Consider the following 22,718-nt stretch of genomic DNA (forward strand, 5'->3'; position numbering starts at 1 on the left):
CGCAGGCGGATCAGAAGACGCCCTTGACGCCGATGTTCCACATCGAGCCGTAGACCGTGTACTGCTGCACCCGGTCGCGCTCGTTGGAGTAGATGATGTCCGGCGCATTGAAGATGTTGCGGCCCGCCAGCATCAGATCAAAGCGGTCGTTGATCTTGTAGTTGACGCTGACGTTCCACAGCTCGCGCGGCGAATGATACAGGATGCCGTTGTTCGGCGTGGTCGATGTGTTGTTCAGGCCGCTGATCCGGTATTTCGACTGCCAGTTGCCGTTCAGCTGGAAGTCGAAACGGCCGATGTTGTAGCGGACGCCCCAGTTGGCCGCCTGCTTCGGCGTGCCCTGACGCTCGCCATCCGGGTCCAGATAGGTGACAGAGCCGTGCAGGCCCAGCCCGCGCCACGCGCCCGGTAGGAAGGTCAGCTGCTGGTTATATTCCAGCACCACGCCGCGATTGGTGCTGGTCCCGTCCAGGTTCTGGGCGCTGCGGAAGGTGTAGCCCGCGTATTCGGCCGGATCGAAGCCGACGTCTTCAGGGTTCACCGTCATGCCGGTGACCTGCATGTCGTCCATGTCCAGTTGATAGGCCGACAGGCCGATGATGCCCGCCGGCGCCAGATAATATTGCAGGCTGGCGTAATACTTCGTCGAATGCTCGGGACGCAGCGCCGGGTTCGGCACGGTCACGATCATGGTGTCGTCGTTGACCGACACCACCCCGCCCAGATTGCCGTAGTCGGGACGCAGGATCGCCTGGCTGAAGGACAGCTGGCCGACCAGCTTGTCGGTGAAGTCGTACTTGACCCCGCCGCTCCAGAACCAGTCGTCGTAGTCGCCCTTACGGTCCTGATAGGTCCCATCGTTGTACTGATAGAGCAGACCTTCGATCGTGTTCACCGAATAGCCCGCGTCGGTGACTTCCTTCAGCGGGCGGATCATCGCCACGCGCGAGGCCGTCTCGGTCTTCTCATAGCGCAGGCCCAGATCGAAACGGGCGCGACCGGCATCGGCCTGAGCCTCGAAATAGGCCGAGGTGATGTCTTCCTTGACGCGTTTGTTGTTGTCGAGGCGGCGCTTCAGGTTGCCGACCTCATCCGCCACGAAATACTCAGGGTGCTCGCGATAGATGTCGTACATCCCGTAGTGGCTGTCGGCCCGCCAGCCCTGTGCGTTCATATTGCCCGCGTCGAAGCCGATCATCTCGAAGCGATACTTCTGGGTCCATGGGATGACCGCCTCGGCCGACGTCTGGGTCAGGTCGCCGGTGGAGCCGACGTATTTGAACTGTTGGAACGAACCCTCGTCCGTGCGCCAGTCGTTGCTGCGCGCGCCCAGCCCGCCCATCAGGGTGAAGTGGACGTCGCCCAGGCTCAGCCGCTTCTTCACGTCCAGGTTCAACGAATACATGTCGTTGATGGCGTCCGACTCCGCCGTGCGGATGTTGTTGCCGATGGAGATGTCGCGGTTGAAGTTCATCGGGTCGCTCCACGAACGGCCCGCCGTCTGGCGCAGATACCAGGCGTTGGAGTCCGTGGAGTCGCGCTCCATCTCGAAACCGATCCCCGTCAGGTGGTTGTCGGTGCGCTGGAAGAAGCCCTTGCTGGTGTCGCGGAAGTTGAACTCCGCCGAGGAATAGCTGGCGCGCAGCGCCGCTTCCCAGGTCTCGCCCTTATATTCCAGCTTGGGTGCGATCAGATAGGTCGGCGTCCCGGCGTAGCGGTGCGAATAGCCGGTGTGCAGACGGGTGTTCTTACCGTCCGGATTGACCACGATGTGCGTGCCGGTCGACCCCGGCGCAGCATAGGACTGGGTCGCCGTGCCGAAGGTCAGATAGGTGTACTGATTGAAATACTCCACGTCATAGAAGGAGTAGTTGCTGCGCAGCGAGAAGATCAGGTCTTCGGTGATCTTGTAGTCGACAGACAGGTTCGCGGCCGTGCGGCTGGTCAGCTTGGGCCCCGGACGCCACATGACCTGATAGGGCAGCACCCGACCGTCGGCCAGATAGGACCAGTCGGTCTGGATGCGATCCTGCTGCACATAGTTGGCGTTGTGGCTGGCGCTGAAGGCAACGCCCAGACGGCCGTCCATGAAGACGTCGGCGTAGGAGAACTGGGCCGAAGGGTAGAGGCTGGCGTGCTTCTTGTCGTCGGGCATGTAGTGGCGCGACAGGGCCGAGTCCGAGGTCGCCACCCCGCCCAGCTGGAAGCGCAGCTGACGCTCAGGCAGTTGGAAGGCGTATTTGCTGCGCAGGTTGATGCTGCCGCCCGGCGAGTCCGCATCCATGCTGGCCAGCAGGGTGTGGTTCAGCTCGATCGTCTCGATGCCGGTGATCGACATCTGCTCGAAAGAGTTCTGACGGCCCGAGTTGTTGTTCGAGGTGGCCGTGGCCATGCGGGCCCCGTCCATGGTGAAGGTCGAATATTTGGGCGGCAGGCCGCCGATCCGCACCGCCGTGGCGTCGACCTCGGTGTAGTCGATCGACAGGCCCGGCATGGACTTCATGAACTCGCCCACGTCGCCCATGGTCAGGGCGCCGAAGTTGTCGGCCGGGACCACGTTCTTGGCGTTCATCGCCACCCGACGCTCCATCAGCGCCTTGGCCTCACCGCCGCGCGCAGCCGTCACCACGACATCCGAGACAGAGGCGACGTCATTGGCCACGCCATAGGACGGCGCCTGCAGTTCGACATCGACGACCGCCGTCTGGCCCGCGCTGACGCTGGCGACCACGCGCGCTTCCTGCAGACCGGCGTAGCGCACCACCACCACGACCTCGCCGCTCGGCACGCCGCTCAGGCGGAAGACGCCGCCGTCGCCCGAATAGGCGACCAGGCTGGTCCCCTCGATCCGCACCTCGGCGTTGCGGAGATATTCGCCGCTGGCGGTGTCGAACACTCGGCCGCGCAGGGCGCCGGACGCCGCGGGCGACTGAACCGCCGCCTCGCCTGCGGTCTGCGCTGCTGCGGCCTGCGGCGCGACGGCTGCAAAGGCCGCAGCCATCAGCGGATACAGCAACAGGGCTCGCGGGCTGGCGCTGGCGAGATGGCGGGAACGGATCTTCATGGAAATCTACTCGAACAACTGGGGAGGAGAGGAAAAAGCGAGGGGTCGCAGGCCGCCGTGACAGCAGCCCGATGGAACCGACGCAGCCGTCAGGCGCGGCTCAGCGAGCGGAGATCAGTTGCAGGCGCTCTTCAGCGTCGACAGGAGCGAACGGCGCCTGTGCGTCGCCGGTCCAGCGCATCAGGGTGATGTCGGCCGTCTGGGCGCCCTTGCCGCCGGAGTTCGCCGCCACATAGAAGAGGCTGCGTCCCAGCGGCTGAAACCCGACATCCGCCTTCCAGCGCCAGCCGCGCAGACCCGTGGCCGGGTCTTCCAGACCATCCGACGCCAGCGGCAACAGCAGACCCTGTTCCCATCCCCCGCCAGACGCGGCGGGCACGCCGATCAGATCGCCGCGCGCGGGCTGGGCCTGCGCATCGACGGCGAACAGCAGATAGTTGGGAAACTCGGGCTTGCGGCCCTGATAGACGCCCATGAACCAGCGTCCCGTCTCGGCGCCATAGGCGAGGTTCTGCACGCCGTAGGTCGTATTGCCGGTGCGAACGAAATACTTGCCGTCGAGGGCGGCGGGGCCTTCGCGGTGCGGCGCGGCCTCTGACAGCGGGCGGGCGTAACGGTCCCAGTCGGCGATATCGTATTGCAGCAGAACCTGATGGTCGTTGTCGGTCCGCGTCACATCGCCATAGACGCCATAGGCCACGGTCAGCAGCACCGGTCCGTCCCTGCGTCCGAAGCGTGGGCCGAACGCCACGCCGTCGATGCCGGACGCGCCATAGCGATGATCGCGCGTGTCCGCCGTATCGCCGTCAAACCGCCCGTCGCCGTCCATATCGGCGGCATAGTCATGCCAGACTTCGGCCAGATGGACCGTCTTGAACAGGTCGCTGCGGTTGGCCTCGACCCCGACCCGATCAAGGCCCGCGACGTCGATCACTGCGATGTAGAAGGCCTCATCCGCCTTATACTCCAGCGAGCCGTACAGCCTGCCGTCGGCCGGATTGAACGTCAGATCGCCCAGATGGCCGGTCCACCCGACCAGCGTCCCCACCAGCCGACCCTCAAGGTCATATTTGGCCAGCAGGTTGGTGAAGGAATAATAGATGAAGCCGCCTTCGACATCGACGGCGATCCCCTGCACATGGCCGGAATCCCACGTCCCGCCGTTCTGGCTCAGCGGCAGGCGCATCAGGGCCTCCATGCCCTGAACCTGCGCTGTCTCGACTGTCCCGGCATCCGCATCAGCGGCGCCGCCAAAGCCGAAAATTCCAGCCCCGATGACCAGAGCCGCCACCGCCAAAGGCACGCCCGCCCACTGTGAAATACTGAATTTCATCCCTGTCGGCCCCCGTCTGCGACGGACCGGCGTCTAGGCCAAATTTATGATGCTCGCCTCACATCCGGGCTACAGTCCAGCCAAGCTTGGACGACAGTCCTGCGCCAAAAGATCCCCGAACGGACGGTCTGCATCATGCGTCCAGCACACAAAAAAGCCCTCCGGAAAATTCCGAAGGGCTTTTGAAACCAGACCACGCTCCAAAAGCGACAGCCTCAATTATTCCCACTCATTACTTAAAGTTACCATAAATAATTGTTTTAGAATAACTTTATTCATAATCTGCCAGATTACGCCGATCATAAAGCCGACGAAATACTAGTGTATTGAAAATAACGATAAAATACATCTGTATAAAAATCGCGTGATGTCGACATATTTTGAGATGTATTGACAACGTCGCGAAGGCCATAGCCCAGCAATCTCAGACTTAAATCCTCTCTCACTCAAACAACCACACGAACCATAGCATTGCGAGCGGCGGGACTACGCCCGAACTGGTGGGCGTTGTTCAAGCGTCCTTTCTGATTAGATCCAGACGATATTGCTTCGGTGTGGGGAGCCGCATCGCGGAACAACCCAGCGCACGACACTGGTCGGCGAAGATGCCCGCGGCCGCTTCCCCCTGAAGACCATCCTCGATCAGACCGGCGTAGTTGACGACAACGCAATCCCCACCGGGCGTGAGAGCGCGACCTACCCTGCCCGCCAACTCCACGATCTCACGGCGCGTGAGAAAATAGAGAACTTCCGACACGACGATCAGATCGAACTCTCCTTCCGGCCAGTCCTGCGGAAGTTCGCCCCTCACATAGGCGATGGTCGATCGGTCCGCGTTGCGGCGGCGCGCTTCGGCCAGCGCCACCTCCGACACATCCACCGCCAGCAAGCGGTCGCATCGGTCGGACAAAAGCCGGGTCAGTTCTCCGATGGAACAACCCACCTCCAAGGCGCTCTGGTAGCGGGCGCGCGGCAGGGCGGCCAGGGTGGCCTGATACTTGTCGCGCTCATAGGCGGAGGTGGTGAAATTCCACGGGTCGATGTTCCCGGCATAGAGGGCGTCGAACCGGTCGCGGCGCTCAGACATGTGCCTCGTTTGAGATGAACATCTCCCTCGTCTCCAGGAAATGACGCTGGGTGGCGGCGTCCATGACAAAACCGTCCGGATCGTCCGCGATAAGTCCGGTCATCTGCGATCTGTGCGCCGCCAGCGCGTCACGTTTGCGCTTCGCATAAGGACCGGACTGGAAGCTGTAGAGCCGTTCCCCGCGGCGCAGCCCGCACTGAACGAACCGGCCCCAGACCGGAAAACGCCAAAGCGTGACTGCCGGCCGCCGGGCGGCCGCCTCGGCCGCGAGCCTCGCCGCCCGGCGGTGGTCCACGTGGGGATCGCCGTCCCATGTGGTCCAAAGGGCGCTGACGCCCTCCTCATCAATCAGGCGCACAAGCCGGTCGCAGTAAACCCGCCGCCGGGCGGCGCTCAATCGCCCCTGATCTGGATGGTCCAGGGTCAGCACCCGGCCCGTTCCACGTGTCAGCCGCTCCACCGCCTCGGCCACCTCGGCGCGCCGCAACGCCGCCAGCCGTTTCGGAGGATAGGCCGTTGAGCCCGGGTGCGATCCGGCCCCGTCGGTCAGCACGACCACTACGACCCGAACGCCCGCGTCGGCCGCCGCCGCGATCGCCGTCCCGCAGCCCAGGGTCTCGTCATCGGGATGCGGGCTCAGCACCAGCACGGCGCCTGATCCCGTCAGTGCCGCCAGCCCAACCGAGGGCGCGGCTCGGGCCAAGCGCAACAGGACCCCATCGGCCAGAGGCGTCACCATGCGTCGCTCCAGCGGGCATCCAGCGATTGGACGGCGCGGATCAGCTTGGCGTCCGGGGCAGCCTGCCGGATGAACAGGGACATGTCGCGTCGCACCCGCTCGATGGGGGACCCGATGCCATACGCCATCGTGCCCAGGCTCTTTTCGGCAAGGACCAGCACCTCGACACAGGCCTCCTCGGTGAACTGGCGCGCCAGCAGGACATCGGCGACGGCCAGAGGCACGGCGTGTTGGTCGTCCGGATCGCACGTCTCCACCCGCACCGCGGCGGCGTGGATGCAGGCGTACATGGCCCGGCACAGGGCGGCGGCGCGGCCCAGCCGCGTCAGCTGCAGGGGCTCGTCCAGCCGCCCGCGAGAGGACAACGCCCCCCGCCACAGGTCGACCAGCGCCTCGGCCCCGCCCAGATGGGCGGCGCAGTAGCGCCACACGCCGCCCTCGAAATGCGGCTCGCGCTGATAGTCGCCCGGCGCGCCCAGCCGGTGTTCGGCGTCCACCTCCAGGCCATCGAAGCGGAAGCGGCCGGATGCGGTGGCCCGCATGCCGCTGGCCGTCCACTGCTCGAGCTCCTGGCGAGCCGGATCGGACACGTCAACCAGAACCAGCTCGGCGGGTCCCGCGCCGGCGCCCTTTTCTCGCACCGTCGCCACGGCGTAGCGGACCTGGCCAAGCCCCGAAGCAAACAGCTTTTCGCCGTGCAGAATCCATCGCCCTCCGGCGCGAACGTAGGTCAGGGGCCTGGCGCCGTCCGCACCCCAGACGCCCAGCAGGCCGCCGACCCGCACCGCATCGTACACCTGGGTCTGGATTGCTGCGCCACCGTACAGGCCCACCAGCCGGATCGCATTGACATGTCCCTCGAACAGACGGGCGGCCGACAGATTGGCCCGGCCCAGCCGCCGAAGGACATCGAACAGCACCTCCGCCTGATCAGCGTCCTGAGCCAAACCGGAGCCGCCCGTGGGGCGCGGCAGGCAGGCCGACAGCAGTCCGGCCCGCGCCATGGCGGTGATCTCAGGGCCCACCCCGCCGGGCTCGATCTCGGCTTCAGCGGCGCGAGCGGCGATCATCGTCATCAGGTCCGCAAGCCCGCCCTCGCGCCGGTCCGGCGACGCATCGGAAAGGTCCAGGGCCAGGCTCATGCGCGCAGATCCTCGGCTCCGCTCCCCGCGAGCGCCTGGTCCCGCAGCGCTTCCAGCCGCGGCAGTTCAGCCGCCATCTCGTCCCACGTCATCCGGCGCCGCGCCAGCCGGGGGCCAACCGCCTCAATGCAGGCCCAGAGCGCGCCGAGACCTGTGAAGACCGGCGCCGCCTCAATCTGGTCGGGCGACATTCCGGCTTCGCCCATGAGGACGGCCTGCTTGGCCGGGCCGGACAGCGCGCCCCGCAACCGCGCCTTGAGGGCGGCGCGAAACCAGACGGTCTCGGCGGGTTCAACCGCCTCGTCGCAGAGATGGACTTCGCCGGCGATACGGGCGGCGATGGTGTCGGCCATCCCGCCCGACGCGCGCCCCTTCAGACGACAGGAGGTGACGACCCGCGCGGCGTCCGAATAGAGCACCGGCAGGTCGTGATCCATGAACCGCTTCACCAGGGCCCGGTCCTCCCCGCAGGGCGTCAGAGGCGCGCCCCCGACACGTCCATAGGCCGCCGCCGTCATGGCCAGGCTGGCGCCTGACTGTTCGCCGTGGAACGGCCAAGGGTTCAGCGGATCGGGGTCCAGCAGGCTAGTCAGTTCGCGCGCCAGGGACCGATAGCGCGCCTCCGTCTCTCCTCGCTGGACGATGTCCCGCGGCAAGCGGGCGTATTCGCGTGGATTCAGGCTGATGGTTCCGCAGACCATCGCCGCCCGGCCCGACGCCAGCGGCTTGATGCAGGCCCTCACCCAGTCCGGCTCCGGGCGGCTGTCGGCGTCCGTGGTCAGGAGAAAGCCTCCACTGCCCGCCGCATCCTGAGCCACATCCAGAACCATGCGCCGGGCCATGCCGGCGTGGGCGCACTCCGATGGAAAGCAGGTTTCCACCACCTTAGTCGCCACGCCGGAAGCGGCGGCCCAGGCGCGGGCTCGCGCCGCCGTGCGGTCGTCGCTGTTGTTGACCAGCAGGACGATGACGCCCGAACCCGGCTGGCGCGCCATCGTCTGGGCGCATGCCGCCAGACAGCTGACGATGCGCCGTTCTTCGTTGCGCGCGGGAATGGCGATGGCATAACGCGGCGCTTGGCTGGCAGACATGGACTCACGCCTTGGCGTCAAGGTCGACGTCGGCTTCGCGGGACCAGTGGCGCAGGGCGCGGCACGCAGCGATGAACCCGGCCGCGTCGCCCTTGGACTTCAGCTCCACACAGGCCTCGTCCAGATCTTCGGCCAGACCGGTCTTGTCGAACAGGACCGCCGCCTCGGGCGAGTAGCCGATGAATTTGCAGTGAGCAAAAGCGTCGGTGACGAAATCCTTGGCCGCCGCATCCATGGCAAGCAGAGCCGCCCCGTCGTCCGGAGCGACCACGGCCACCGCGTCGTAAAGCACCGAGGGACCGCCATCGATCTTCTGCTGCGCCGGCACATGGGTTCCGTCCGACAGGGTGACGCCGCCGATCTTGGGCGCGATCACCTCGTATACGGCCTTCTCTTTTTCGACCGCCGCCACGAGGGCGTTGAAGAGACCCGCGTCCGCACCATCGGTCACCAGAACGCCCAGCTTGCGGCCCTGGAAGCTGTCAGGACTGTTTTTCAGGATGCTCAGGGCGTCCGAGGCCGGCAGACCATCCACCCCCTCGGCGGCGGGCTTGGCAGGCTTAGGCATGTCCAGACCTAGGCCGTCGGCGACCGTCTTCGCCAGATCCCTGTCGATGTGGATCAGGTGCGACACCACCCGGGTGCGGATATCCTCGCGCTCGCACTTTGACAGCTCGAACACCAGGGCGTCGCCGATATGCTTCTGCTCGATCGGCGTCTGGCTGATGTAAAACTGTCGCGCCTGGCTGTAGTGATCGGCGAAGCTTTCGGGCCGCAGTCTGACTTTGGGCCCCTCGTCGGAACCGGCGAAGCTGCGGAAGCCGCGCACGGGGTCCTCGCGCGGGCCGCCCTCGGCGCCCCAACTGTTCGGTTCATAGTTGGCGCGGCCTCGAGGGTTGCGCATGGCCATGTGCCCGTCCTGCTGGAAATGGGCCATCGGGCATTTGGGGGCGTTTATCGGGATGTGCGTGAAGTTCGGGCTGCCCAGCCGCTTCAGTTGCGTGTCTAGGTACGAGAAGTTGCGGCCCTGCAGCAGCGGGTCGTTGGAGAAATCGATGCCTGGGGGGACGTTCTGGGTCATAAATGCGACCTGCTCGGTCTCGGCGAAGAAGTTTTCGACGACCCGGTCCAGCACCAGACGGCCAACGATCTGAACCGGAACCTCTTCCTCAGGAATGATCTTGGTCGGATCCAGCACATCGAAGGCGAACTTTTCGGCGAAGTCCTCGTCGAATAGCTGGACGCCCAGTTCCCATTCCGGGAAGTCTCCCTGGGAGATGGCGTCCCACAGGTCGCGGCGGTGGAAGTCGGGATCGGCGCCGTTGATCTTCACCGCCTCGTTCCAGACTACCGATTGCAGTCCCAGCTTGGGCTTCCAGTGGAACTTCACGAAGGTGGAGCGATCATCCTCATCCAGAAAGCGGAACGTGTGAACGCCAAAGCCCTCCATAAAGCGGAAAGAGCGTGGGATTGCCCTGTCCGACATGGTCCACATGATCATGTGGAAGCTCTCCGGCGTCAGGGAGATGAAGTCCCAGAAATTATCGTGCGCCGACTGGGCCTGGGGGAACGCCCGATCCGGCGCCGGCTTCACCGAATGGACCAAATCGGGAAACTTGATGGCGTCCTGAATGAAAAAGACGGGGATGTTGTTGCCGACAAGGTCCCAGTTGCCTTCCTGGGTGTAGATCTTGACCGCGAAGCCGCGCACGTCACGGGCCAGATCGAATGATCCCTTGGCGCCCGCGACGGTAGAGAAGCGTACGAAAGCCGGGGTGCGTTCGCCCACCCGCTGGAATACGTCCGCGCGCGTGACGTCCGACAGGGATTTGGTCAGCTCGAAATAGCCGTGGGCGCCGTAGCCGCGCGCGTGAACCACCCGTTCGGGGATACGCTCATGGTCGAAATGAAAGATCTTCTCACGGAAGTGGAAGTCTTCCATCAGGGCCGGACCTCGCGCCCCGTGCCGTAGGGTGTTCTGATTATCGGCCACCGGAGCGCCCTGGGCCGTGGTCAGCGTCTCCGTCGCGCCGGCCGCTGTCTGGTGAAGCTCGCCTGCAGCGCCGCGATAGTCGGCGCCGCCCGTATGAACGCGCTTTCCCGCGCCCTTGGTCTGTCGGGCCATGTCCGTATCTCTCCCTGCATGTAACAGAGAGGCTTCAGAGGACTACTCTCTGCAATCGCCCCGGAAGCGTCTCCGAATGTCAGAATGCAGCGGACAACCTGAAGTTCCTGGTGAGCCAGATCTTGGAATGCAGGCCTTCACATCAAGACCCAGGCCGAACAGCGGCGAAACGCGGACTGCAGCCGACAGCCCTGAGCATGTTAGATGACGTCGAAGGCCCAGCGGGGGTCTCTCAGCTCAGCTGCATTTCTGTCCCAGCGCTTCCAGCTCTCGGCGGAGCACCGCGGCGCGGAAGGCCTGAAACAAGCTGGGCGGCTCCCTGCCTGATTATCAGAGACCATCGGCCGCCTCATCAGACAGGTCCGGTGATGTGGCGTGGCCGTCAGTTCGGCCAACCCGTGCTCGAACAGGCCGATCTCACGCCGCGCCAGCGCACGCAGCAGCACCAACGACGTTAGCACCCTCTGGTTGTTTGATGCCCCGGCGGCTTGAGTTCTGAAGCCGCGCAGATACCTAACGGTCCAGCCCGTCCAGGAGAGTGACGTGCCGCTGGCCGTTACCGTGGCGTTGGTCTGCCAAAAGCGCCCTCATCCCTGCGCCGCCTTTTACACGGCCAGACGAACGGCGCCTCCCGCCAGCCCTGGGCCGGAGTCGGGACGAGCATGCTATAGACGACCGGGTAGCGAACACTCTTCCTGTCCCAAGGACCTCATGGCGCGACAAACTCGGATTTCGACCCGGCTATCAGCAGCCAGCCTGATCCACCTCGGCGCGCCGCGTCTGGCGGACCTGCTGATCGAGGCGGGCGCGGGAAATGCCAATCTCAAGCGCCGCCTTCGCCTCGAGCTCGCCGCCGAGATCAGCCCCGAGATCTTGGCCCTGGAGATCGACAAGCGTATCACCGCGCTCGCCGCAGCGCGCACCCGTGTCTCCTGGCGCCGGCGCGGCGACCTTCTCGACGACCTGAACACCCACCGCAAGATGATCATCGATCGTCTGGCGCACGAGGCTCCCGACCAGGCGCTCGCCGTCCTCATCCGCTGGTTCGACCTCTATTCCGGACTGGCCGTCCGTGTGAAAGACACCAAGGGCGAACTACTGGTCGTCTTCGAGGCTGCCGCGCCCGATCTCTTCACCATCGCCGAGACCGCCGACGACTCGGCCTTGCGCGACCTAGTCGACGCCCTGCGCCGGCATCCGCAGGATTACGCTCGCTGGATCTCTGCCGCCGGCGAGACCCTGGGCCCGCGCACGGCGCGCCGGCTGCTCGACAGCCTGGACGCATCAGCCAGAAAGACCCCGGCAGGCCGCAACCTGCTGCGCCGCCTGGCGGACAGGGCGGAAGACCTCGACCTCTGGCTGTCGCTTGTCACCCCCGAACAGGCGGGATCGCCCGACATCGCCGCAGAAATCGCCCGCCGTCTCCTGATAGCCGGACGCGTCGCGGAAGCCCGTGCCGCGCTCGAGGCCGCCCTGAGCCCCTCCTCCCTCAACCGCCGCTGGACCTTTGGTCACAACCCGAAGGACGGCTCCCCCCGCCTGACCCCGACCTGGGAAGCCGCCTCCATCGACGTCCTCGAGGCGGAAGGCGGCAGTCAGGAGGCCCAAGACCTGCGCTGGAGCCTGTTCGAACGCGACCTGTCGGCGCCGGTCCTTCGGGACTACGTCTCGCGCCTGCCTGACTTCGACGACGTCGAGGCCCTGGATCGGGCCTTCGCCCATGCGTCCAGCCACCCGGACTTCGCGGCCGCCATGCAGCTCCTAATAGACTGGCCCGCTCACAGGGAAGCCGCCGCCCTCGTCTTGGCTCGGCCCCGGGAAGCCCGGCAGGCTCGCCCGATGTCTGCGGACTGGGCTTCTCGTCTGGCGCAGCGTTATCCCGAAGCCGCCGACATCCTGGCGAGCTAGCCTCTCCGCTCAGGCCAGTGTCCTGAAGGTGATGGAATAGCGCAGGGCCGTCATCGGCGAGATCGAATGCTCCCAGTCTCTCCGCGCCTCGCCTGACAGCCGATAGGCCGATCCACACGCCAGCGGCGCAGCTGACCGACGCCATCCCGGCCCGTCCTTCCGGCGCAGGCGCATGACGCAGGGCGCGAGAAAGGAGACGCCGAGGATCTCCCCGTAGACCGGCCTGTCGCGGTGCCAGCCGATACCGGCTCCGGGGGCGTACTCATTGACCAGAGCCTGGACGAAAGCCTCTTCGCCAAGGTCGAGCTGTCTAGTCAGCCGCCTCAGGAGCGCCTTAAGGAAATCCGGCCAGCGCTCCGCCATCGCCAGTCGACGTCGTTCATGATCATAGCGGCGTCCGAAAGCGGCGATCTGTCGGAAGCCTTGGTAGCCCATGTGCTCATAAGGCCTGAAATCCAGCCCCTGCAATTGCTTGACCACCTCCGCCTGCTCCGCCCCGGTCAGGACCCCCGGCCAATAGTCGAAGCCCGAAGGCAAGGCAGGCTGGGGCGCGTGCCCGAACAGGTCCGCCTGAAGGATGGATGTCACAGCGCCAGTTCGCCCGGAAAAGCCCTTGAAGGCATTCCCGCCGATGCCTTCTCCAGATTGGACAGGGTCACGCCGACAAGCCGCACGCCCTTTGTCGGCGGATAGAGGGATCGCACCAGAAGCCGGGCGATCTCGCGCAGCCGTTCCTTCGAGGCGACTGGCTCATTGAAGGACCGGCTCCGGGTCGATTGCTGGAAGTCCGCCCACTTGACCTTCACCGTCACGGTCCGGCCAAGCGACCCGGCCTTTTCGCACCATGCCCAGACATCGTCCGCCATCTCATCCAGCCCGGCTTCGATCGCCGCCGGATCGACCAGGTCGCTGGCGAAAGTGGTTTCCGAGCCGCTCGACTTGCGCTCGCGATCCGGATTGACCGGGCGATGATCCTCTCCCCGGGCCACGCCATGATACCAAGCGCCGGACTTGCCGAAGTGATGCTGCATGAAGGCCAGGGACTGACGCTTCAGGTCCGCGCCCGTTTCGATGCCCAGGCGGTTCATCTTCTCCGCGGTCACCGGCCCGACGCCATGGAAACACTTGACTGGCAAGCCCTCGACGAAGGCCTCCCCTCTCCCCGGCGGGACCACGAACTGACCATTGGGCTTGCGCTGGTCAGAGGCCAGCTTGGCCAGGAACTTGTTGTAGGAGATCCCGGCCGACGCTGTCAGGCCGGTCTCCTCAAGAATGCGCGCGCGAATCTCCTCGGCCGTCACAGACGCCGTCGGCAGCCCCCGAATATTGGCGGTGACATCGAGATAGGCCTCGTCCAGGGACAAGGGTTCGATCAGGCTCGTATAGTCGGCGAAAATGGTGTGGATCTGCGCTGAGACGGCGCGATAGACCTCGAACCGCGGCGGCGCGAAGATCAGCTCCGGGCACTTCCGCAAGGCCGTGCTCGAGGGCATGGCCGAGCGCACCCCGAAGCGACGCGCCTCATAGCTGGCTGCGGCGACCACGCCGCGCGAAGCGGCGTGGCCTACGGCGACGGGACGCCCGCGCAGGGCGGGATCATCCCTCTGTTCCACCGAGGAGAAGAAGGCGTCCATGTCCACGTGGATGATCTTACGGGGGTCGACGACGTCCATGGACAACGCCTAGCAAGACTTGAACAAAATAGGAACACTCATGTTCGCGCACATGAACGCCTTCAATTTATGCGTCGCTATGAGGTCAGGCAGCCTCTTCCCAGACCCGATTCAGAACCTGGGCCGCCAGCGCCGCCTTGTCCTGCGGAAGGAAGCGGCCGTAGTGGTCGGCGACCGTCGCTGGCGTGTCCTGAATCGCGTAGCTGGCCTGTTCATAGGAACCCGTCTGCTTCAGTACGTGGGTCGCAAGAACGTCCCGCACGCTGTGCGGCCCGTGAGGAAGCAGCCCTTGAATGGCGCCTTTCCCCGTATAGGGATTGAAGATCCCGTAGCGCTGGATCACCTGACGCCAGGCGTCATAGAAGGTGTTCTGGTTATAGGATGCATCACGGCTCGAGACCTTCACGGTCTTGACGAAAAAGGTGCCGGGGTCCCGAGAGCCGTTCAGCAATGCAGATCGATGCCGCCCGATATAGGCGTCGATCCAGCCATACAATCCGCCAAGGTCCGGCAGCAGAAGCCGGAACGGGCGCTTAGAGAAGTAGGCTGAGCCTGAGTTCTTGAAGGCGACACAGGGAATGAAAACCTCCCATCCTCCCTCCCTCTCGCTCCATCGCAACTCTCCGCAACGCCTGCTCTCGAGCTCCCTTTCAGGCGTGACCGGACTCCCTCTGCGGCATACGAGGAGCTGGCGAAGGTTCTTTTGCCTGACCCCAAGGTGCAGCCCTAGCCGCAGCATCAGGAACGACCGGACCGCCTCTGCAGCAGCACGGGGATAGCGCTTCTCGTCCGGCATGCGGTTGAGAATCTCTTCCGTGATCCTGCGGTACTCGCCGACGGGGCTGGCCGCTTCAAGGATGGGCAGGATGGGCTCGAACGGATCCCTATGGATCCTAGCGACCCGCTCGATTTCCTTGGAACGGGCCAAGACATGACGATGCACTTGCTCACAGGCTCCATCCCAGTCCCGCCGGACGCGGTCGATGTCCTGCTGCGTCACGATGCCAGGAACAGGATACAGCCGCTCGGCCAGCCATGGGCTTTGCCGCACCCACCCCGTCTGATTGCGGGAGAATGCCGCGCCAAGCAGGAGCATCTCACGCTCCCAGCCTGTGAAAAAGCCACGGCGACGCTCGCGCCACTGCACGTACCAGTCCCAGATGGAGGGCAGGACCAGGAGCCCGAAGGTCAGATGGTCACGCGGCACGCCCAGCCCACTGACTTCATCGTCCGGCATGGCCGCCAGGGCTCCAAACAGGAGGGCCAGATGCTCCTCGCGCAGGGAGGCGGTTTCGGGCCCCCAGACACCAGAGCGGTGGTAGCCGATGTCCGTCAGGGTAGCTGATTTGAACCGCAGGAGAGCATCCATCTCGGCCCGCAGGTGTCCCGGAGCCGCCAGTTCCACAGGACCGTTTCCATCGAATCGAAGCGCGAACCGATGCTTTGACACGGTTGAATGATAGCGATGGTAAGCCGTGCCGCCCGACAGGATGGTCGACCGCACCCAAGCCAGGATTTCTTCCTGCTCCGTGGCAGGTCTTTCATCGAAATCATCGGGCAAATGCCATGCCAGACGCCGGGATTCCGCATGTCGCACCTCCGGAGGGAGAAGCCCCCTCAAGGCGCGACATCTGCTCAGCCGTGAGTGCAGATAGCCCTGCTCCAGCCGATAGCGATGCTCGATGATATCGAGAACCTTCAGGCTGGCAGGCGTCTGCGGGACCTTCAGCCCGCGGCGCCAGGCCGCGAGGGTCGTCCTGTCCGTCAGCCCGCCGGCGACTACGATGGCCCGGTGCAGGCGATGAGAGTTCTCGCCATGTCGGCGGATCTGGAGATCCAGAGCGGCATGGAAGTCCCGGGGGTCATCATGAACTTCCCACAAGGCAGTTGGATGAGTGACGATTGGGAGCGGCGTACGCCCTCTTTTTCTCGGAACGGACGCATCAATCGGCGAAGGCACGACAAGCTTTGAACTGCGCACAAAAACTCCACTGGAAACATCGTCTTTAGGACGACGGTGGAGAGACGCTTCAGAGGCGGTTCCCCCTAACTATCGATGTGATCATGCGACCGAGCATGAAGACAGCAGGCCTTCCTGAAAGCCCCGCTTGACTCCCCCCGGGGCGCCGAGCGCATATAGAACAAATGAGGAACATTTGTTCGCAGCCTGACGCTTTGACAGCGCTGAAGATACAGCTGGCAACCCTGCATCGGGTCGGCGGTCGTCGCGTCGACGCAAACGTGCGCGCGGGAAGCGACGACGCCTTCGCTCCGCTTGCCACAGGCGTGCTGCACGATCTCTATGCCTCCGCGCCCGCCGACGCGGTGGCGGTCAGCGCCTTCGGGCTGGGCATGGCGCTGCGGGCGGCGGGAGGACGTCCCATCGTCTGGGGCCTGCATGAAATGATGGTCCAGGAGGCAGGGCGGCCGCACGGTCCGGGCCTGCATGAGATGGGGCTGTCGCCGCGCGACCTGCTGCTGGTGCGGACGCGCGACGTGCAGACCCTGTTGGCCGTCGGCGAAGAGGCCCTGCGCAGTCCTGCCGTGGGCGCGGTGTTGTTGAGCGCCTGGGGCGAGGCCAAGGCCTTCAGCCTGACGGCCAGCCGCCGACTGGCCCTGGCGGCCGAGACGGGCGGCGCGACCCTGTTCCTGGCGCGAGCAGGCGCCCTGCCCTGTCCCAGCGCGGCCGAGACCCGCTGGTCGGTGGCGTCCTGTGCTTCAGACCCCCTGGAAGGCGAGGCGCCGGGGCGGCCGTCTTTTTCCGTGACCCTGCTGCGGCGGCGCGGTGGCGGGGCGACCGGGACCTGGATCATGGAGTGGGATCGTGAACAGCGAACCTTCCGCTCGCCCGCGCCGCTATCTGGCGGTCTGGTTCCCCTGGCTGCCCAGCGACCGGCTGCGGCGTCAGGAGCAGCGGGACGACGCGCCGCCTGAGGATGCGCCGCCCGTCGTCCTGGCCGAAAAGATCAAGGGCGCGCTGCGGCTGGCCGCCGTCGATCCGGCCGCAGCGCGAGCGGGGCTGACCCCCGGCCTGGCTCTGGCCGATGCGCGGGCTCGGACGCCCGCCCTGCGCGTCGTCGCCCATCGTCCCAACCTTGACGACGCCCTGCTGACGCGGGTGCTGGAGGATTTCGGCCGTTTCACCCCCATGATCGCGCTGGACCCGCCGCACGGTCTGATGCTGGACGTCACCGGCTGCGCCCACCTGTTCAACGGAGAGGCAGGCTTGATGCGCAAGGTCCAGGTACGGGCCGAACGCGCCGGATTCAAAATCCGGTGCGCCCTGGCCGGCACGCCCCAGGTCGCTCGCGCCCTGGCCCGCTTCGGCCCCGGCGGCCGGTTCGAGCCCGGGCAGGACCGCCCCGCCGCGCGCCGCCTGCCGGTCGCCGCCCTGGAGCTTTCGGACAAGGAAGAGCAGGCTCTGCGCCGTCTGGGCCTGAAGCGGCTGGGCGATCTGGACGACCGGCCTCGCGCGCCCCTGGCCGCCCGCTTCGGCGCTGACTTCCCGACCCGACTGGCGCGGGTTCTGGGCGACGAGGACATGCGCATCACCCCGCATCGTCCGCCCGCGCCCGTGATCGTCGACCGCGTCTTCTTCGAGCCGATCTCGGCGCCCGAGGACGTGGAGCGGGTCCTGTCCGACCTGCTGGTCGAGACCATGGATCGGCTGGATCAGACCGGCCTGGGCGGCCGCGCCTTCGAGGCCGGCTTCTATCGCGTGGACGGGGAGACGCGCCGGATCGTCGTCCGCACCGGCCGTCCGACCCGCGACGCTGCTGCAATCCTGCGGCTGTTCCGCGAGCGGATGGCGGCCCTGGCCGCCCCGCTGGACCCCGGCTTCGGCTTCGACCAGATGCGAATGTCCGTGCCCTGGACCCAGGCTTTGGCGCCGCCCCAGCAGGGACTGGAACGCGAGACGCCCGGCGAGGAAGCCTTCAGCCGTCTGGTGGACCGGTTGACCGCGCGTCTGGGACCTGAGGCGGTGCTGCGGTTCGAACCCTTCGCCTCGCACATTCCCGAACGCGCGGCGCGGCTGGTCCCGGCCGCCGCCCCTCATGGCGACGAGACCTGGCCCGACCTTGATCCCGACGATCCGCCCTTGCGGCCGCTGCAGATGTTCGACCCGCCCCAACCGGTCGAAACCCTGGCCGAGGTCCCTGACGGCTATCCTCTGAAGTTCCGCTGGCGCCGCGTCCTGCACGAGGTGACCCGCGCCGAAGGGCCCGAGCGGATCAGCGGCGAATGGTGGCGCGCCCCGGGCCAGCGCACCCGCGACTACTACCGGGTCGAAGACCGGGACGGCCGTCGCTTCTGGCTGTTTCGCCAGGGCCTCTATGGCGAGACGCCCGAGCCACGCTGGTTCATCCACGGCCTGTTCGCATGAGCGCGCCCGATCCTTGCGGCGACTACGCGGAACTGGCGACGGCCAGCAACTTCTCCTTCCTGCGCGGCGCCTCGCATCCCAAGGACCTGGTGCTGACGGCGATCCTGCGCGGTCACGCCGGACTGGGGCTGGCCGACCGCAACACCGTGGCTGGCGTGGTGCGGGCCTGGAGCGCCCTGAAGGAACTGCGGGCAGAAGGCTTGGCTCCGCCGGACAGGATGCGCGACGGCGGCAGCCCCGGCGAGATCGCCTTCATCGAGAATCCGCTGAACGATCCGGCCCTGTCCGAAGAGGTAAAGCGGCGCGCGGCGGACTTCCGCCTGCTGACAGGCGCGCGGCTGGTCTTCAACGACGCGACGCCGGACATCATCGCCTATCCCGAAACGCGGGCGGGCTGGGGTCGGCTGACGCGTCTGCTGACCCTGGGCAATCGCCGCGCGAAAAAGGGCGAATGCGAGATCGGCCTGCGCGACCTGCTGGCCGATCCGGAAGGCCTGCTGCTGATCCTCGTCCCGCCCGATCGGCTGACAGGGCTGGAAGAGGTGCTGGCCCGCATGAACGCGGCGGCGCCGGGCGCGGTCTGGCTGGGCGCCGCCCTGCACAGGCGCGGCGACGACCGGCGCCGGCTGGCCCGGCTCAAGGCCATGGCGGAGCGGGTGGAGGTTCCCCTGCTGGCGCTCAACGACGTCCTCTACGCCGCTCCCGAAGACCGCGACCTGCAGGACGTCCTGATCTGCATCCGCGAAGGCGTGACCATCGAGACCGCCGGCCGCCGGCTGGAAGCCAACGCCGAACGCTGGCTGAAGCCCGTGGACGAAATGGCCCGCCTGTTCAAAGACGCGCCCGAGGCGGTGGCCGAGACGGCCGCCTTCCTGTCACGCGCGACCTTCGATCTGAGCGATCTGAAGTATGAATACCCCGAGGAGCCCGTACCGCCGGGCGAAACGCCTCATGGCTGGCTGGAGAAACTGGTGCAACGCCGCACCCTGGTCCGTTATCCGGACGGCGCGCCGCCCAAGGTCACGGCCCTGCTTGAGAAGGAGTTGGCCTTCATCGCCGAGCGCAGCCTGGCCCCCTATTTCCTGACCATCCACGACATCGTCCGCACGGCCGAGGACAAGGGCATCCTGTGCCAGGGGCGCGGATCGGCCGCCAACTCGGCCGTCTGCTACGTCCTGGGGATCACCAGCGTCGATCCGGCCTGTCACGACCTGTTGTTCGAGCGCTTCCTGTCCTCCAACCGCGACGAGCCGCCCGACATTGACGTCGACTTCGAGCATGAGCGGCGCGAGGAGATCATCCAGTACGTCTATGATCGCTATGGCCGCCATCGCGCCGGCATCGCCGCCACCGTCATCCGCTATCGCCCCCGCAGCGCCATTCGCGAGGTTGGCAAGGTCCTGGGCCTGACCGAGGACGTCACCGCGCGCCTGGCCTCGACCCAGTGGGGCAGCTGGGGCTCCGAGATCAGCGGCCGCCAGATCGAACAGGCCGGGCTGGACGCCGCCAATCCCATGGTCGATCGCGCCGTGCGCATGGCGACACGCCTGCTCGGCTTTCCGCGACACCTGTCCCAGCACGTCGGCGGCTTCGTCCTGACCCAGGGGCGGCTGGACGAGACCGTCCCCATCGGCAACGCCGCCATGCCGGACCGCACCTTCATCGAATGGGACAAGGACGACATCGACGCCCTCGGCCTGATGAAGGTCGACGTCCTGGCCCTGGGGATGCTGACCTGCATCCGTAAGGCGTTCGACCTGATGAAGGCCCATTCAGGCGTCGAACACGACCTCGCCTCCGTCCCGCCGGAGGAGTCCGAGGTCTACGACATGCTGTGTCGGGGCCAGTCCATCGGCGTCTTCCAGGTCGAGAGCCGCGCCCAGATCAACATGCTGCCGAGGCTGAAGCCGCGAGAGTTCTATGATCTGGTGATCCAGGTCGCCATCGTCCGCCCCGGCCCGATCCAGGGGGACATGGTTCATCCTTATCTGCGCCGCCGCAACGGCGTTGAGGAGGTTCTCTACCCTCCGCCCGGTCGCCTCTATGGTCCGCCTGACGAACTGAAGCAGGTGCTGCACCGGACCCTGGGCGTCCCCCTGTTCCAGGAACAGGCGATGAAGGTCGCCATGGTCGCCGCCCGTTTCTCAGACGCCGAGGCTAACGGCCTGCGCAAGGCCATGGGCACGTTCCGCGGCGACGGCACCCTGCACACCTATGAAGACCGCATGGTCGGGCGGATGATCGCGCGCGGCTATGATCCAGACTTCGCACGGCGTTGCTTCGAGCAGATCAAGGGCTTCGGCTCCTATGGCTTTCCCGAGAGCCACGCCGCCAGTTTCGCCCGGCTGGTCTATGTCTCTTCCTGGATCAAGCACCGCCATCCGGCGGCCTTCGCCTGCGCCCTGCTCAACAGCCAGCCCATGGGCTTCTACGCGCCCGCCCAGATCGTGCGCGAGGCGCAGGAGGTCGGCGGGGTCGAGGTGCGCCCCATCGATGTCTCTCACAGCGACTGGGACAACAGTCTGGAGGGGCCTGAGAAAGCGCCCATCCTGCGTCTGGGCCTGCGCCAGATCGACGGCTTCAAGGAGGATTGGGCCAAGGCCCTGTCGACGGCGCGGGCCGAGGCGCCCTTCGTCGATGTCGAAACCCTGGCTCGTCGCGCCGAACTGCCCGCCGCCGCCATGCGCAAGCTGGCCGACGCCGACGCCTTCCGCTCCCTGGGACAGGATCGGCGCGAGGCCCTGTGGGCGGTGCGACGCCTGCCCGACGACGATCCCCTGCCCCTGTTCGCCGCCGCCGAGGCGCGCGAACGCGGCGCCCGCGAACTGGGGACCGAGCCCGACGCCCACCTGCCCCTGATGCCGCTGGGCGAGCACGTCGCCGCCGACTATCAGACCGCGCGCCTGTCGCTGAAGGCCCACCCCATGGCCATCCTGCGTCCTGTCTTCGCCGCTGACCACGTGCTGACCTGCGCCGCCACCGAGGCGAAGCGCGGCGGCTCCGTCGTGCGAGTCGCCGGCGTGGTGCTGGTGCGTCAGCGGCCGGGCAAGGGCAACGCCGTCTTCGTCACCCTGGAGGACGAAACCGGCATCACCAACGTCGTCCTCTGGGCGCGGATGCTGGACCAGTTCCGGCGCGAGGTCATGGGCGCCCGCCTGATGCAAGTCGATGGCGTGGTCGAGAAAAGCTCCGAGGGCGTAGTCCACGTCGTCGCCCGTCGCGTCATCGACCGCAGCTCTGAGTTGTCCCGCCTATCCGAAGACCACGAAACCGACATCCAACTGGCCCGCGCCGACATCATCGCCCATCCGCAACCGCCGCGTCAGCCGCCGCATCGACATCCGCGCGACGTGCGCATCTTGCCAGGATCGCGGGACTTCCACTAAGCGCCAGGGAGCGTTCATTGGCGGCCCGCCAGAAAAACGACTTTCTTCCAGGCAGGCCTTCAGCGCCAAGAGGCTCTGAGCATCACATGCTCCTCAGACCCCTTATGCGTTCAACTTCAATTCCGCGGTCATGAAGTCGACGAAGATTCTTACTTTTGGCATCGTATGTCGGCTCGAGAGCCAGGGCGTGAAACATGATTTGGCGCCGATCAACATCCTCGCGCTCCAGACCGCCACACTAAACGGGATCGCGCCGAACGCTGTCGAAAAGGTGCTGGCGGCTTTTGAGCACATGAAAGCTCGCCACCCCAGAAACAAGCCCAACATCCAAATAGAGGGCCAGAAATATTAACCGAAATAGCCAATCAAAACATAATAATGACGAAAATTCACAATTCATCCAAAAATCTGAATTGATGATAACCTAATTTCCTGATCTATAAGCCGCCCATCTCTCGGATTATAAAAAATAGTGCCGCATCCTATTGCGCACAACTTGGCGACTTCCGAGAAGATTGGGAGACAGAACCTTGGATTCATTGTCGATTAATGCGCAGATAGGCGCAAACGTAAAATCTGCACGTGAGAATGCGAACCTCAGCGTGGACGTCCTTGCAGCCAAGATTGGCTCCAGCACCGATCAAGTTGCACGTATTGAGGCAGGCACCCACCGCGCAAGCGCCGAAATGCTTTGGCAAATGGCACGGGAAATGAAGGTGTCTGCATCCATCTTTTTCACCGGGTTCGACCAAAACACAAAATCGTAACGCCGGTACTGGACAGGAC

The 22,718-nt window shown here is 65.6% G+C and carries 16 protein-coding genes; 6 read left to right on the forward strand and 10 right to left on the reverse strand.

The annotated features are described in order from the left end of the window. Positions 1-10: 10 nt before the first annotated feature. The 7 genes from ABE454_RS09910 to ABE454_RS09940 form a co-directional block, all read right to left on the reverse strand. The gene (locus ABE454_RS09910; protein ID WP_346531300.1) at positions 11-3,064 is read right to left on the reverse strand and encodes a TonB-dependent receptor; all 3,054 of its coding nucleotides are present in this window, start codon (positions 3,062-3,064) and stop codon (positions 11-13) included. 100 nt (positions 3,065-3,164) lie between these two features. Continuing rightward, positions 3,165-4,397, reverse strand: a complete 1,233-nt coding sequence (locus tag ABE454_RS09915; protein ID WP_346531301.1) for a hypothetical protein — start codon at positions 4,395-4,397, stop codon at positions 3,165-3,167. A 511-nt stretch (positions 4,398-4,908) separates the two neighbouring features. Next, a complete protein-coding gene (locus ABE454_RS09920; protein WP_346531303.1) occupies positions 4,909-5,484 on the reverse strand; it encodes a class I SAM-dependent DNA methyltransferase in 576 nt (191 codons plus the stop codon). Next, positions 5,477-6,223: a PIG-L deacetylase family protein gene (locus ABE454_RS09925; RefSeq protein WP_346531305.1), complete on the reverse strand. Its 747-nt coding sequence runs from the start codon at positions 6,221-6,223 to the stop codon at positions 5,477-5,479. Before ABE454_RS09925 ends, ABE454_RS09920 begins: the two co-directional genes overlap by 8 nt. After that, positions 6,217-7,365, reverse strand: a complete 1,149-nt coding sequence (locus ABE454_RS09930) for a hypothetical protein (protein ID WP_346531308.1) — start codon at positions 7,363-7,365, stop codon at positions 6,217-6,219. The genes ABE454_RS09925 and ABE454_RS09930 overlap by 7 nt, the downstream gene beginning before the upstream one ends. Further along, positions 7,362-8,456 carry a glycosyltransferase gene (locus ABE454_RS09935; RefSeq protein WP_346531310.1) on the reverse strand — a complete coding sequence of 365 codons (1,095 nt, stop codon included), beginning with the start codon at positions 8,454-8,456 and terminating at the stop codon, positions 7,362-7,364. Before ABE454_RS09935 ends, ABE454_RS09930 begins: the two co-directional genes overlap by 4 nt. 4 nt (positions 8,457-8,460) lie before the next feature. Continuing rightward, on the reverse strand, positions 8,461-10,581 hold the full coding sequence (locus tag ABE454_RS09940) for a catalase (protein WP_346531311.1): 2,121 nt from the start codon (positions 10,579-10,581) through the stop codon (positions 8,461-8,463). A 711-nt stretch (positions 10,582-11,292) separates the two neighbouring features. Between ABE454_RS09940 and ABE454_RS09945 the strand changes: the two genes are divergently transcribed. Beyond that, positions 11,293-12,489: a DUF6880 family protein gene (locus ABE454_RS09945; protein ID WP_346531313.1), complete on the forward strand. Its 1,197-nt coding sequence runs from the start codon at positions 11,293-11,295 to the stop codon at positions 12,487-12,489. A gap of 9 nt (positions 12,490-12,498) precedes the next feature. On the opposite strand, the gene ABE454_RS09950 is transcribed toward ABE454_RS09945, so the two are convergent. The 3 genes from ABE454_RS09950 to ABE454_RS09960 all read right to left on the reverse strand — a co-directional run bounded on the left by ABE454_RS09950 (position 12,499) and on the right by ABE454_RS09960 (position 16,122). Further along, the gene (locus tag ABE454_RS09950) at positions 12,499-13,077 is read right to left on the reverse strand and encodes an alpha-ketoglutarate-dependent dioxygenase AlkB (RefSeq protein ID WP_346531315.1); all 579 of its coding nucleotides are present in this window, start codon (positions 13,075-13,077) and stop codon (positions 12,499-12,501) included. After that, positions 13,074-14,162, reverse strand: a complete 1,089-nt coding sequence (dinB, locus tag ABE454_RS09955; RefSeq protein WP_346531317.1) for a DNA polymerase IV — start codon at positions 14,160-14,162, stop codon at positions 13,074-13,076. The genes ABE454_RS09950 and dinB overlap by 4 nt, the downstream gene beginning before the upstream one ends. A gap of 85 nt (positions 14,163-14,247) precedes the next feature. Continuing rightward, the gene (locus tag ABE454_RS09960; RefSeq protein ID WP_346531318.1) at positions 14,248-16,122 is read right to left on the reverse strand and encodes a hypothetical protein; all 1,875 of its coding nucleotides are present in this window, start codon (positions 16,120-16,122) and stop codon (positions 14,248-14,250) included. 281 nt (positions 16,123-16,403) lie between these two features. Between ABE454_RS09960 and ABE454_RS09965 the strand changes: the two genes are divergently transcribed. The 5 genes from ABE454_RS09965 (at position 16,404) to ABE454_RS09985 (ending at position 22,699) form a co-directional block, all read left to right on the forward strand. Continuing rightward, positions 16,404-17,096 carry an ImuA family protein gene (locus ABE454_RS09965; RefSeq protein ID WP_346531319.1) on the forward strand — a complete coding sequence of 231 codons (693 nt, stop codon included), beginning with the start codon at positions 16,404-16,406 and terminating at the stop codon, positions 17,094-17,096. After that, on the forward strand, positions 16,987-18,546 hold the full coding sequence (locus ABE454_RS09970; RefSeq protein ID WP_346531321.1) for a Y-family DNA polymerase: 1,560 nt from the start codon (positions 16,987-16,989) through the stop codon (positions 18,544-18,546). The genes ABE454_RS09965 and ABE454_RS09970 overlap by 110 nt, the downstream gene beginning before the upstream one ends. Then, positions 18,543-21,932, forward strand: a complete 3,390-nt coding sequence (locus tag ABE454_RS09975) for an error-prone DNA polymerase (protein WP_346531323.1) — start codon at positions 18,543-18,545, stop codon at positions 21,930-21,932. The genes ABE454_RS09970 and ABE454_RS09975 overlap by 4 nt, the downstream gene beginning before the upstream one ends. A 130-nt stretch (positions 21,933-22,062) precedes the next feature. Further along, complete coding sequence (locus ABE454_RS09980) at positions 22,063-22,284, forward strand: hypothetical protein (protein ID WP_346531325.1); 222 nt, start codon at positions 22,063-22,065, stop codon at positions 22,282-22,284. 178 nt (positions 22,285-22,462) lie between these two features. Beyond that, on the forward strand, positions 22,463-22,699 hold the full coding sequence (locus ABE454_RS09985; RefSeq protein WP_346531327.1) for a helix-turn-helix domain-containing protein: 237 nt from the start codon (positions 22,463-22,465) through the stop codon (positions 22,697-22,699). Positions 22,700-22,718 lie beyond the last annotated feature (19 nt).

This window comes from Brevundimonas diminuta, from assembly GCF_039673845.1.
Classification (GTDB): Bacteria; Pseudomonadota; Alphaproteobacteria; order Caulobacterales; family Caulobacteraceae; genus Brevundimonas; species Brevundimonas diminuta_E.